Raw genomic sequence first — 13,287 nt, forward strand, 5'->3', positions numbered from 1 at the left:
ACTTAATACACTTTAGGTGGCGGGGGCGCTAATACCTCTCGATTACCATTATGTCCTTGAGAGCTCACCACACCTTGCGCCTCCATCTGTTCGATAATACGCGCAGCGCGGTTATAACCAATCTTAAATTTACGTTGAACACTGGAGATTGAGCCGCGGCGTGTTTCGGTAACAAAGGCAACGGCATCATCGTAAAGTGCATCAGTATCTTCATCGCTTTCCGCCGCTTCACCTGGCAACAAGACTTGTTCACCTTCCGCTGAGCCCTGTAAAATTTCATCAATATATTGTGGCTTACCGCGGCGGTGCCAATCAGCAACAACCGCATGGACTTCATGGTCGTCAATAAATGCACCATGTACTCGATTAGGCACACTCGTACCTGGTGGTAAGTAAAGCATGTCACCCATACCGAGCAAAGCTTCGGCCCCTTGCTGATCGAGAATGGTACGTGAGTCGATGCGTGATGACACCTGAAACGCCATACGTGTTGGAATATTGGCTTTAATTAAGCCGGTTATCACATCGACCGAAGGACGCTGAGTCGCTAAAATCAAGTGGATGCCTGCTGCCCGCGCTTTTTGAGCGATACGGGCGATAAGTTCTTCCACTTTTTTACCGACAATCATCATCATATCGGCAAACTCGTCCACAACCACCACAATGGAAGGCAGCTTATCCAGTTCGGGCGCTTGCTCCTCCATGCTATCTTGCGAGCGCCATAGCGGATCGGTTATCACCTCGCCTTGTGCCTTGGCCTCTTTAATTTTAGCGTTATAGCCCTTGAGATTACGCACCCCTAATGCGGACATCAACTTATAGCGACGCTCCATCTCACCGACACACCAGCGCAGTGCATTGGCCGCCTCTTTCATGTCTGTCACCACTTCACACAGTAAATGCGGAATGCCTTCATAGACAGACAATTCGAGCATTTTAGGGTCAATCATAATAAAACGCACATCATCAGGGCCAGACTTATATAGCAAGCTGGTGATCATCACATTGACCCCGACCGACTTACCCGACCCAGTGGTACCCGCCACTAATAAATGAGGCATTTTACCCAAGTCAACGACAACAGGTTCACCCGCAATATCTTGCCCAAGTACCATACTCAGATGCGATTGACTGTCGGCAAAGGCTTTGCTATCCAAAACATCACGCATAAATACCGTTTCGCGGAACTTATTAGGCAATTCAATACCTACGTAAGCTTTACCTGGGATCACCTCGACAACACGCACACTTTCAGCAAGTAGTGAGCGAGCTAAGTCTTTAGATAAATTGGTAATTTTAGATGCTTTAACCCCTGGAGCGAGCTCTAATTCAAAGCGGGTTACCACAGGTCCTGGGAAAACCCCAACAACTTTGGCGACAATATTAAAGTCAGCCAGTTTTACTTCAACCAGCCTAGCCACTTGGTCCAACTCTTCAGGACTAATTGGATTGGCTTTGCGATTCGGGACATCAAGCAATGAAATATCGGGTAATGGCGTGGTGGGCTTAGTGGGTTGTGCACTGTCGCCACCGGGAAGGACTACAACACCGTCGACAATCTTAGCTTTCTCTTTCACTCGCTTAGCTGCAACCACCGCCCCTGTCGAATGTCTATTCTCAAAGTCGATCTCAGCATCATCAACTTCTGCGTCGATTGAGTGGGCTATTTGGCTTGATTGAGCTTTACTTTGTTTCTCTTCTTTACTCAGCAATGGCCGTGCATCATCCACATCTGAGTTAATATGAGCCATATCGATGATGCTGTCGTTATCGCTCACAAGCCTATCACCTATTAAGTCATCATCTTGGTCATCTGCATCAAACGTGTTTTCATGGTGTTGGCGGCGCTGTTCTTTAAAGCGATTAACCACAGACATAAAGCCTTTAGTGTCATCGGTTTCGGGTGCGCTAGAGAACTTTTCAGGAATTGTTTTTAATTGCCTAAAGCACCAAATAGTGGCATAGCCGATAGCATCAATAACGGTTAACCAACTCACCCCAGTGAGTAAGGTAAAGCCTGCGCCGACAAAGCACAGTAACAGTAAGGTCGTACCGAGTTGATTAAAATAGGGCAACATGGCGCTGCTGATCACATCCCCCGATACGCCACCAGCTGAAAACTCATAAATATCATTAGCATTCATGCTAGCAAGTGCCGCAAGGCTAAACATGATCAACAGAAAACCGATAAGCCGTAGGCCAACAGAGAAGTAATCGATTTCGAGTAACTTATGGATACGTTTAAAAAGCAACCAGCCTGTTAAGGCGACGATCACCGGTATAATATAGGCTGTATAGCCAAAAAAATAGAATAAAACATCAGCCAGCCAAGCACCTACCGCGCCAGTCAGATTTTTTATTTCACCGTCGAAATGTGATTGACTCCATCCCGGATCGGAAGAATCAAAACTGCTTAACGCCAGTAGCACAAATGTTGCCACCATACAGCAAAAAATCAGTCCACCTTCTAGTAGACGCTGTATGCCGCTGAGTGTTTTTACACTATTTCCCTTAGACAAACGAAAACCCATGATGAAAAAATAATAGGTAGCGCTAAGATATCAAAATAATCTGCAAGGTGCAGCGTTTTCCCTGTTGATACAGCGTAATAGAAGACGATAATCGGGTTGTTGATGAAATTATATGCGGCATAAAAAAAAAGGAGCTTTAAAAGCTCCTTTTTACGACTTAAAAAGATCTACGATTCGAGCGTGACGTTAATTGCCACTCTATTGGTTTGCTTTACTTCTTCCATCACCACGTATGTACGGGTATCTGAAACGGCAGGCAACTTCAATAAGGTTTCACCTAACAAGCGACGATATGCGGACATATCTGATACGCGGGTTTTTAACAAATAGTCGAAGTCTCCAGAAACTAAATGGCATTCTTGAATATCATCTAATAACTGAACCGCCCGATTAAATTTATCAAATACTTCAGCAGTATCACGATTAAGCGTTATCTCAACAAACACTAATAAAGACGCCCCAAGAAAATGAGGATTTACTAACGCTGTATAACCATTGATATATCCCTGCTTTTCGAGTCTTTTAACTCTCTCCAAACAAGGCGTAGGGCTTAAGCCTACACGCTTAGACAACTCAACATTAGAAATGCGGCCATCCATTTGTAACTCATTAAGAATATTACGATCGATCCGATCTAAGTCTTTTATAGGACTCTTTTTATTATTAAGCATATTTTTGACCTTGCTTTATCACTAAAACAATATTTAGTTCTGCATACACCCGAAATACGGCAGTATTCACTACCGAAGTGATACTATACTAGATTTCCCTGAAACAATCACGTTCAGGTCATATAAAATAACAATACAACCCACAAAAATGGGTTTTTCTACATTTTGAGGCTCGAAGATGATAATTGGTGTACCTAAAGAAATCAAAAACCACGAGTATCGTGTCGGTATGGTACCGTCTAGTGTCCGCGAATTGACCAATAAAGGTCATGTTGTTTACGTGGAAACCAATGCTGGTTTAGGCATTGACTTTAATGACCAAGACTATATTGATGCAGGCGCATCTATTTTAAACACTGCAGAAGAAGTGTTTGAAAAAGCAGAGATGATTGTCAAAGTTAAAGAACCACAAGCCGTTGAGCGCGCGATGCTGCGTCAAGACCAACTGCTATTTACCTACCTTCACCTTGCGCCAGATTTGCCACAGACCAACGATCTTGTTAACAGCGGCGCCGTTTGTATCGCTTACGAAACGGTCACCGATAATCGTGGTGGTTTACCGCTATTGGCCCCTATGTCTGAAGTTGCCGGTCGTATGTCGATTCAAGCTGGTGCCATGGCACTTGAAAAATCTAAAGGTGGCCGCGGCATGTTACTTGGCGGTGTGCCAGGGGTTGAGCCAGCAAAAGTGGTCATTATCGGTGGCGGTATGGTTGGTACCAACGCTGCGCAAATGGCGGTAGGTCTCGGTGCTGATGTGGTTGTTCTAGATCGCAGCATCGATGCCCTACGCCGGTTAAATGCCCAGTTTGATAATCGAGTTAAAGCCATCTATTCAACAGCTGCTGCTATTGAAAAACATGTATTAGAGGCAGATTTAGTGATTGGCGGAGTGTTAGTGCCTGGCGCTGCAGCGCCGAAACTGGTCACTAAAGAGCACATCAAGCAGATGAAGCCTGGTAGCGCGATTGTCGACGTTGCTATTGACCAAGGTGGTTGTGTTGAAACCTCTCACGCAACCACTCATCAAGATCCTACCTATATTGTGGATGACGTGGTTCACTACTGCGTGGCTAACATGCCTGGTGCAGTTGCACGGACATCGACGGTTGCATTAAATAATGCAACCCTGCCCTATATCATAAAACTGGCAGACTTAGGTTATCGTAATGCCTTATTACAAGATAAACACTTGCTTAACGGGCTTAACGTAATGCATGGTAAGATCACCTGTAAAGAAGTGGCTGACGCCTTAGCACTGGAATTTGTCGATCCAAACATTTTGTTAGCTTAATTTCTAGGTAAAACACCGTTGAGGGAGCCTTTGGGCTCCCTTTTTCGATTAGGTCAATCTAAAAGATTGCCTTTACCCTCACCATTAAATTCCCTACAATCGCTGCAATTCGCTAAAGGCACGGAGAGAAAGATGAGCCAAGCTAGACACTGTAACTTACTAATTTTGGGTTCTGGACCCGCCGGATATACTGCAGCCGTATATGCAGCTAGAGCCAACTTGAAGCCTGTAATGATCACCGGGATGCAACAAGGTGGTCAGTTGACCACCACGACTGAAGTTGAAAACTGGCCTGGTGATGCTGATGATCTTACTGGTCCAGCATTAATGGATCGGATGCAAAAGCATGCAGAGAAGTTCGACACTGAAATCGTATTCGATCATATCAATGAAGTAAATCTACAGGTGCGCCCTTTCCAATTGAAAGGTGACAGTGGTGAGTACACCTGTGATGCTTTAATCATCTCAACCGGTGCATCAGCTATGTACTTGGGACTTGAATCAGAAGAAGCATTTAAAGGTAAAGGGGTTTCTGCCTGTGCAACGTGTGATGGTTTCTTCTATCGTAACCAAAAAGTGGCTGTGATTGGCGGCGGTAATACAGCTGTTGAAGAAGCGCTTTACCTGAGTAATATTGCTTCTGAAGTTCATCTTATCCATCGTCGTGACAGCTTCCGCTCGGAAAAGATCCTAACCAAACGCTTAATGGATAAAGTTGAGAACGGCAACATCATCCTTCATCTGGACAATACCTTAGAGGAAGTCGTTGGTGATAATATGGGTGTTACTGGCCTCAAGATGAAGAGCACCAAAGATGGTTCAATCACAGATCTGGAAGTGATGGGCGTTTTTGTTGCCATTGGTCACAAGCCAAACACTGAGATGTTTGCAGGGCAACTCGAGATGAACAACGGTTACATCAAAGTACAAAGTGGTTTAGATGGCAATGCGACTCAAACCAGTATTGAGGGTGTATTTGCCGCAGGCGATGTAATGGATCAACATTATCGTCAAGCGATCACTTCTGCCGGTACGGGTTGTATGGCTGCACTCGATGCCGAAAGATATTTAGATGCATTGAAATAACCGACAACCATAATGAAAAAAAGCAGACATAGTCTGCTTTTTTTGTCTCTAAAATTCAGAGACTAATATCAATACAGATCTAAAATAAAAAAAGGGGCCCTAAGGCCCCTTTTCTAAGCAATACATACTAATTACTTAGCTAATGCTTCTTTTGCTTTTTCAACTAAAGTTGCAAATACAACTTTGTCGAATACAGCGATGTCAGCCAAAATCTTACGATCGATTTCGATAGACGCTTTCTTAAGACCGTTGATGAAACGGCTATAAGACAGACCATTTTGACGAGAAGCCGCATTGATACGTGCAATCCATAGTTGACGGAATTGACGTTTCTTTTGACGACGGTCACGGTAAGCATATTGACCAGCTTTAGTTACGGCTTGCTTTGCAACACGGTAAGTACGTGAGCGAGCTCCGTAATAACCTTTGGCTAGTTTAAGTACTTTCTTGTGACGAGCACGAGCGGTTACACCACGCTTAACTCTAGGCATTGTTCTTTACTCCTTTAATTAAGCGTATGGTAGTTGACGTGCGATTGCTGGCACATCAGACTTTGCAACTAAACATTTTGCACGTAAGTGACGTTTACGCTTAGTGCTCTTCTTTGTCAAAATATGACGTAAATGGGCTTGTTTGCGCTTAAAACCGTTAGCGGTTTTCTTAAAACGCTTTTGTACACCCTTGTCTGTTTTCATTTTAGGCATTGCTAAAACTCCGCATTGGGACATTAATAAAACGCAAGGCGAGCAGAGTCCCTAAAAAGGTCTCTGCTACTTTTTATGGTTGCCTTACTATTTCTTTTTCGGCGCAAGTACCATCACAGCCTGACGTCCTTCCATTTTTGGAAAGGACTCAACAACTGCTATCTCAGCCAAGTCATCTTTAATACGATTCAAAAGATTCATACCAAGACTCTGGTGAGCCATCTCGCGACCACGGAAACGCAGCGTAACTTTCGCTTTGTCGCCGTCATTTAGAAAACGCGTCAGGTTGCGTAGTTTTACCTGATAGTCGTTTTCATCAGTACCGGGACGGAATTTAATTTCCTTCACCTGTATCTGTTTTTGCTTCTTCTTTTGTTCTTTTTGAGCTTTCCCTTTCTCAAAAATGAACTTCCCGTAGTCCATAATACGACATACAGGCGGCTCAGCATTAGGGCTAATCTCTACCAGATCAGCACCAGCTTCGTCTGCAAGCTCTTGAGCTTCCTTGAGGCTGACAATACCGATAACTTCACCATCTAACCCACTTAAACGTACCTCTGATACGCCTACAATGAGTTCGTTAATTCTATTTGCCGCTGCTTTGCGCGCATCTGTTTTTTTGATCTTTATGACCTATTCCTCCAACATTTTTAGACTACGGAGCGAAATTTGTTGTTTGACTTTGGCAGCAAAATCTTCGATTCGCATTTTACCCAAGTCAACACCATCTCTGGTTCGCACCGCTACTTCCCTATTTTCCATTTCTTGGTCACCAACGACCAATAGATAGGGGACACGCCTTAGTGTGTGTTCGCGTATTTTAAAGCCTATCTTCTCATTCCTCAAGTCTTTCGAAGCTCGAATTCCCTGATCTTTGAATAAATTGACAACTTCATCCACATAATTCGATTGTTTATCGGTAATATTCATTACAACAGCCTGCACAGGTGCAAGCCATGTTGGGAATTTACCCGCATATTCCTCAATCAAAATGCCAAGGAAGCGCTCTAAGGAGCCTAAAATAGCACGATGGATCATCACTGGCGTTTGACGACTATTGTCTTCGGCAACATAAGTTGCCCCTAAACGGCCCGGCAGTGCGTAATCGAGCTGCACTGTACCACATTGCCACGCTCTGTCTAAGCAATCATGCAATGTAAATTCAATTTTAGGGCCATAGAAGGCACCTTCGCCTGGCAAAATCTCATATTCAATCTCATTTGCCTGCAATGCGTCCATTAATGCTTGTTCGGCACGATCCCACATCTCGTCATCGCCAATACGTTTCTCTGGGCGCGTCGACAACTTGACCACGATATCTTTGAAACCGAATGTTTCATAGGTATCGTAAACCATCTTGATACAGGCGCTAACTTCTTGCTGCACTTGTTCTTCGGTACAGAAGATATGCGCATCATCTTGAGTAAAACCACGTACGCGCATCAAGCCATGTAAAGAGCCGGATGGCTCGTTACGATGACAGCAGCCAAACTCAGCCATACGTAAAGGGAGATCACGGTATGATTTTAAACCTTGGTTAAAAATCTGCACATGACCTGGACAGTTCATCGGTTTAACCGCATATTCACGATTTTCTGATTGCGTCGTAAACATTGCCTCAGAATATTTATCCCAATGACCACTGCGTTCCCAAAGTACGCGATCCATCATTAATGGACCTTTCACTTCTTGATAAGTATATTGGCCTAACTTTTGGCGAATGAACTTTTCTAATTCTAAGAATAGACTCCAACCATCATTGTGCCAAAACACCATTCCCGGTGCTTCTTCTTGCATATGGTACAAATCAAGTTGCTTACCAATTTTACGATGGTCGCGTTTAGCCGCTTCTTCTAGGCGAGTCAGGTGGGTCTTTAATGCTTTTTTATCGGCCCATGCTGTACCGTAGACACGTTGTAACATTTTATTGTCAGAGTTACCGCGCCAGTAAGCACCGGCCACACTCATTAACTTAAAGTGATGACAAAACTTCATGTTCGGTACATGAGGTCCGCGACACATGTCGATATATTCTTCGTGATGATAAAGTGCTGGCGAATCATCTTTGCTGATGTTCTCATCCAAAATTGCCATCTTATACACTTCACCGCGCGACTCAAACGTGTCGCGTGCCTCTTGCCAGCTCACTACGCGCTTAATCACTTTATAATCGGTTTTTGCTAGCGCCAACATGCGTTTTTCTAGCTCGGCGACATCATCGTCGGTCAACTTATGATCAAGATCGATATCATAGTAAAAACCGTTGTCGATCACAGGTCCAATTGCCATCTTGGTCTCTGGCCACATCTGCTTAATGGCATGACCTAATAGATGCGCACACGAGTGACGTAATATCTCAACGCCCTCTTCATCTTTGGCTGTGATGATCGCAAGTTCCGCATCTGATTCAATCAGGTCACAAGCATCTTTGAGCTCACCATTAACGCGTCCTGCGATACAGGCTTTGGCAAGACCTGGACCGATATCAGCGGCGACATCAAGTGTAGATACGGCATGGGCAAACTCACGTTTGCTTCCATCAGGAAGTGTAATAACAGGCATGAAAATTCCTTATCCAGTGGTGACCCCCACGTAGGGCCACTTGGTTAGTAAGTCAAAAGAAATAAGCATCTGAAGAGCAAAACATTACTAAAGTTTTGGGGTTCTTCAATGCAAGGCGGTTATTTTAGGGGGCTGAGCTACAAACCGCAAGAGCAAAGCAGGTCTGACTCGACTCAACGTCCTAAAAAACTGTACCTGTAATTGCTATCCGTTAGCTTCCGTAGGTGACATTTAGCTGTCATGCCATTACTTTACTCAGATAACCCTTATTCTAGAAGCTGTTTACAGGTGTAAAATCATCACGACCTATCGCATGCCTTCCACTTTTGAATGTATCATTTTAGTTTTTTACATCATCAACCATAGGCCTACCAAAGACATGGCAAGTGACCTTACTTTAACCACAATTGATGCAACACGATAAATTGAGCGCTTGGTCTCTAGCTAGACCTAATATAGATAGGCCTATAATAAACAGTTGCAACCTAGAAGGCGGCTGACCATTGCTCGTGCTTATCGATAATCTACTTAGTGGTAACATCAACTCGGTAATAGCTAACGACTAAGCCACCCAGCCTGTTATGCTTTGTCATTGGATATTGGAATAACGTAGGACGTCATTAAACATGAATCATTGGGTGCTAATTACAGGCGGTGCACAGCGAATAGGTCGGGCCGTTGCGTTACATCTACACCAATTAGGCTACAACATAGCGCTGCACTATTCACGCTCAAAGTCCAATGCTGAAGCGGTTTGCGATCAACTCAATGGCAGTAGAGCAAATTCCTGTCGATTATTCCAAGCCGATTTGAGCCAAGCTCAAGAGATAGCACAACTTATCGAACAAGTCTCACAGCAATGTCCCACCTTAAAAGTCGTTATCAATAACGCATCGTTATTTACTACCGATAAGTCAGTTATCGATCACCAGGCTTTAACCAGCCTATTATCGGTAAACCTAATGGCACCCTACCTTATCGTACAAGGGGTAAAGCGCCTTTTGGCTGACAATCAGGGCTGTGTGATTAACTTAATAGATATCCACGCAGACAGGCCATTATTAGGCCATGGACTATACTCAATGTCGAAAGCTGCGTTAAAGATGGCGACCTATTCATTAGCACAAGAACTTGGCGCAAAAGTGCGCGTAAATGGGGTCTCTCCCGGTGCGATACTATGGCCAGAGCAGGCTAATGATGCTGCTCAAGCGCAAGTATTAACGCAGATCCCACTACGACGCTGTGGCAGCGTTGAAGATATTGCCCACGCAGTAAACTTTTTAATTGATGCGCACTATATTACAGGTCAAGTGATCGCAGTAGATGGTGGTCGCAGCGCAACAGGTTACCAAGGAGCCGACGGATGAGAATTATAGACAAAGTGATCAGCTGCCCCCATTGCGGCCATCATCAACATATTAATATCGACATTAGCTGTGGCGATCAGGACTATTACGATGACTGCCGTGTCTGCTGCAACCCCATCCATATGCGTACCCACGTTGATGCTGCTCAACATAGGGTGGAGCTATATATTGACTCAGATGATGAGCAAGTCTACTAAGTCCTTGAATACTTGCACGGTTCAAGTTAATCCTCGCAGCTTGATAATAGGGCTTGCGCCAGAGTCATTAGCATAGTGAGCAGGGTATGTAACGAGGATAGTAAATTTGTAGCTAGGTGACGAAATAATGCGAAACTCGCGTTAAGCTCGGTAAGATTATCTCAATGACGACATATGAATGACTTATAACGCAACGTGTTAACCGCCAGAATGTAAGCGCAGTGGCTAGCAACAGGCTAGCAACAGGCTGGCCACTGCGATGCTACCGATTATGCCCTAGTTGGTCTGCTCAGCAAAACGTTTGGCTAGTACCCGCTCAACGGTATCAACAATCGCTTGGGTTTGACTGTCTATTTCAATATTAAGTCGGTCACCTTGCTTGCATTCACTGAGGTTGGTTAATGCCAAGGTTTCAGGAATCAGGTGCAACTTAAAGCTGTTCTCTGTCACTTCCCCTACCGTTAGACTACAGCCGTTTACACCGACAAAGCCTTTGTAAAGAATATAATTCATCCACTTAGGATCAACCTCTAACGTGAGGTCAAAATGTTGCTCGGTATGGCTAACGTCAGTGATCAACGCCTGTGTATGGACATGACCCGATAGTATATGCCCACCAATCTCACTGCCAAAGGTGAGTGAACGTTCGATATTCACCTGCGAACCTGCGTTTAAGCTTGTCAAATTAGTGACCTTTAATGTCTCTTCCATTACATCAAAAAACACCCTATCATCAGCAACCTTAGTCACCGTGAGGCAAACGCCATTGGTGGCGACGCTCGCCCCAGTCACTAATCCCTGTATAAGATGTGAAGGGAAAGCGATTTCGATCGTATTGAGTCCATTTTTTTTAGTAATCGCCACAACATTGCATGTGGCTTGAACAATACCTGTAAACATATTTTACTCGCTGTATTAAGGTTTTATCCATGAATCAATTCGGCTTTCAAGCCAAAAAACTCGTTCATTTAGCGCTACCAGTGCTTATCGCTCAAGTCACTCAAACCATGATGGGCTTTATCGATACTGTGATGGCAGGTCGGGTCAGTGCAGTCGATATGGCCGCAGTCGCTATCGGGGGGAGTCTCTGGTTACCCGCCCTGTTATTCGTGCAAGGCCTACTGATGGCCTTTACCCCGGTATTTGCCCATCATCATGGTGCGAACGATCAAAAAGCGATTCAACCAATTGCGTTTCAGGCCGCCTATATTGCCATAATTGGCAGCCTTGTGGTTATCTCCTTCCTGTTTTTTGCGCCACAGATCTTTAAATGGATGGGCTTAGAGCCAGAGCTTGCCGCCTTAAGTGTGGAATATCTCTATGGATTTGCATGGGGTGTGCCCGCCTTTGTATTGTATCAAGTCCTACGAGGATGCAGTGAAGGGATCTCTTACACCTTACCAACGATGATCATCGGATTTGTTGGGCTCGCGGTCAATATTCCAGCCAACTATATCTTTATCTATGGCCACTTTGGTGTTCCCGCCATGGGCGGCGCTGGCTGTGGTATCGCGACGGCACTGGTCTTCTGGGCCATGTTAATTGCGATGACTATTTATATGCAGCTGCATTCACACTTCAAACAGCTGGCGCCCTTCAGCGCATTTCATCGCCCCAATTGGTCAACCATTTGGACCATGACCAAACATGGTATGCCGATTGCGATGGCGTTGTTCTTCGAGGTCAGCCTGTTTGCTATTATCGCGCTATTACTCGCCCCTATGGGCGCTAACGTCGTTGCAGGTCATCAGATCGCCCTTAACTTCTCATCGATCGTATTTATGTTGCCACTGTCAATTGGTATTGCCGTATCGATTCGGGTGGGTTATTACCTAGGGCAAGAAAAAGAGGTCGTTGCCAAACTGGTAACTAAAGTAGGATTGATCATTGCTTTTTCATTGGCCGTAGTCACCGCCATAATCACGGTCGCCTTTAGAACTCAAATTGCACTCCTTTATAACAACAACCCTGAAGTGGTCACACTTGCAGGCAGCCTGATGTTTTTAGCCGCTTTATATCAGCTATCAGACTCGGTGCAAGTGGTCGCTGCAGGAGCATTAAGGGGATATAAAGATACGCGCAGTGCGTTTTACATTACGTTAGTGTCGTACTGGGCTATCGGCATGGTATTGGGTTACTTGTTGGCCCAAACGAACCTTATTGTGCCCGCAATGGGCGCACATGGTTTTTGGATTGGCCTGATTGCAGGTCTGACTTCGGCAGCGCTACTATTCGCATTACGCCTTAAGTATATTCAAACACATCGCGCTGCCGTCAGTCAGCTATAACCCCTAGAATGCCAAGATGGTGACGATAAGGTCACCATCTTGGAGGATAAAACCACAAGTTGCACAGCAAATCGCCGCTTAAGCAAAAAATTGTTTTTTTTACTTGCAACAACAGTGAGATCCCCCTTAATATAGCGCTCGTTCGATGGCAACAGCCAAACAACAATACAACCGTAGCTCAGTTGGTTAGAGCACTACCTTGACATGGTAGGGGTCGGTGGTTCGAATCCACTCGGTTGTACCACTTCTTTTTATGGCAGAAGTAAAAGAGCGATAAGCACTGAAAATACGGACGCGGGATGGAGCAGTATGGTAGCTCGTCGGGCTCATAACCCGAAGGTCGTCGGTTCAAATCCGGCTCCCGCAACCAATTTTAAATTGCGATACAACCGTAGCTCAGTTGGTTAGAGCACTACCTTGACATGGTAGGGGTCGGTGGTTCGAATCCACTCGGTTGTACCATTTCTTTTACAGTAGAAATAAAACAACTGTAATACTTAAAATACGGACGCGGGATGGAGCAGTATGGTAGCTCGTCGGGCTCATAACCCGAAGGTCGTCGGTTCAAATCCGGCTCCCGCAACCAA

Annotated in this window: 12 protein-coding genes and 4 tRNA genes; 9 read left to right on the plus strand and 7 right to left on the minus strand. The window is 44.9% G+C overall.

Going from position 1 to position 13,287, the window contains the following annotated elements; genetic code table 11:
• Positions 1–2: 2 nt before the first annotated feature.
• Positions 3–2,519: a DNA translocase FtsK gene (locus AC5YBX_RS09490; RefSeq protein ID WP_494523571.1), complete on the minus strand. Its 2,517-nt coding sequence runs from the start codon at positions 2,517–2,519 to the stop codon at positions 3–5.
• Between the two features lie 179 nt (positions 2,520–2,698).
• Complete coding sequence (lrp, locus tag AC5YBX_RS09495) at positions 2,699–3,202, minus strand: leucine-responsive transcriptional regulator Lrp (protein WP_110457698.1); 504 nt, start codon at positions 3,200–3,202, stop codon at positions 2,699–2,701.
• Positions 3,203–3,380: 178 nt separating this feature from the next.
• On the opposite strand from lrp, the gene ald reads away from it, so the two are divergent.
• Together ald and trxB are read left to right on the plus strand one after the other, a co-directional pair.
• Positions 3,381–4,496, plus strand: coding sequence for an alanine dehydrogenase (ald, locus tag AC5YBX_RS09500; protein ID WP_494519042.1), 1,116 nt, complete (start codon positions 3,381–3,383; stop codon positions 4,494–4,496).
• A gap of 132 nt (positions 4,497–4,628) precedes the next feature.
• Positions 4,629–5,582 (plus strand): thioredoxin-disulfide reductase, encoded by a 954-nt coding sequence (gene trxB, locus AC5YBX_RS09505; RefSeq protein ID WP_494519041.1) that lies wholly within the window; start codon positions 4,629–4,631, stop codon positions 5,580–5,582.
• Between the two features lie 131 nt (positions 5,583–5,713).
• Here trxB and rplT read toward each other — a convergent pair whose 3' ends face one another.
• From rplT to thrS, 4 genes are all read right to left on the minus strand, one after another.
• A complete protein-coding gene (rplT, locus tag AC5YBX_RS09510) occupies positions 5,714–6,073 on the minus strand; it encodes a 50S ribosomal protein L20 (RefSeq protein WP_011865827.1) in 360 nt (119 codons plus the stop codon).
• A gap of 18 nt (positions 6,074–6,091) precedes the next feature.
• Positions 6,092–6,286 carry a 50S ribosomal protein L35 gene (gene rpmI, locus AC5YBX_RS09515; RefSeq protein ID WP_011865828.1) on the minus strand — a complete coding sequence of 65 codons (195 nt, stop codon included), beginning with the start codon at positions 6,284–6,286 and terminating at the stop codon, positions 6,092–6,094.
• Between the two features lie 87 nt (positions 6,287–6,373).
• A complete protein-coding gene (gene infC / locus AC5YBX_RS09520) occupies positions 6,374–6,916 on the minus strand; it encodes a translation initiation factor IF-3 (protein WP_475516985.1) in 543 nt (180 codons plus the stop codon).
• A gap of 3 nt (positions 6,917–6,919) precedes the next feature.
• Positions 6,920–8,848, minus strand: a complete 1,929-nt coding sequence (thrS, locus tag AC5YBX_RS09525; RefSeq protein ID WP_494519040.1) for a threonine--tRNA ligase — start codon at positions 8,846–8,848, stop codon at positions 6,920–6,922.
• Between the two features lie 626 nt (positions 8,849–9,474).
• Between thrS and AC5YBX_RS09530 the strand changes: the two genes are divergently transcribed.
• Positions 9,475–10,215, plus strand: coding sequence for an SDR family oxidoreductase (locus tag AC5YBX_RS09530; RefSeq protein ID WP_494519039.1), 741 nt, complete (start codon positions 9,475–9,477; stop codon positions 10,213–10,215).
• Positions 10,212–10,412 carry a CPXCG motif-containing cysteine-rich protein gene (locus AC5YBX_RS09535; RefSeq protein WP_110457704.1) on the plus strand — a complete coding sequence of 67 codons (201 nt, stop codon included), beginning with the start codon at positions 10,212–10,214 and terminating at the stop codon, positions 10,410–10,412. Before AC5YBX_RS09530 ends, AC5YBX_RS09535 begins: the two co-directional genes overlap by 4 nt.
• 276 nt (positions 10,413–10,688) lie before the next feature.
• Here the strand turns inward: AC5YBX_RS09535 and AC5YBX_RS09540 are convergent, their stop codons facing one another.
• Positions 10,689–11,312 carry a riboflavin synthase subunit alpha gene (locus AC5YBX_RS09540; RefSeq protein ID WP_494519038.1) on the minus strand — a complete coding sequence of 208 codons (624 nt, stop codon included), beginning with the start codon at positions 11,310–11,312 and terminating at the stop codon, positions 10,689–10,691.
• A gap of 29 nt (positions 11,313–11,341) precedes the next feature.
• On the opposite strand from AC5YBX_RS09540, the gene AC5YBX_RS09545 reads away from it, so the two are divergent.
• From AC5YBX_RS09545 to AC5YBX_RS09565, 5 genes are all read left to right on the plus strand, one after another.
• A complete protein-coding gene (locus AC5YBX_RS09545) occupies positions 11,342–12,700 on the plus strand; it encodes an MATE family efflux transporter (RefSeq protein ID WP_494519037.1) in 1,359 nt (452 codons plus the stop codon).
• A 167-nt stretch (positions 12,701–12,867) separates the two neighbouring features.
• Positions 12,868–12,944, plus strand: a tRNA-Val gene (locus AC5YBX_RS09550).
• Between the two features lie 49 nt (positions 12,945–12,993).
• Positions 12,994–13,070: transfer RNA gene (locus AC5YBX_RS09555), tRNA-Met, on the plus strand.
• A 15-nt stretch (positions 13,071–13,085) separates the two neighbouring features.
• Positions 13,086–13,162, plus strand: a tRNA-Val gene (locus tag AC5YBX_RS09560).
• A 47-nt stretch (positions 13,163–13,209) separates the two neighbouring features.
• Positions 13,210–13,286 (plus strand) — tRNA-Met (locus AC5YBX_RS09565).
• The last annotated feature ends 1 nt before the right edge of the window (position 13,287 follow it).

This window comes from Shewanella sp. 492 (genome assembly GCF_059338445.1).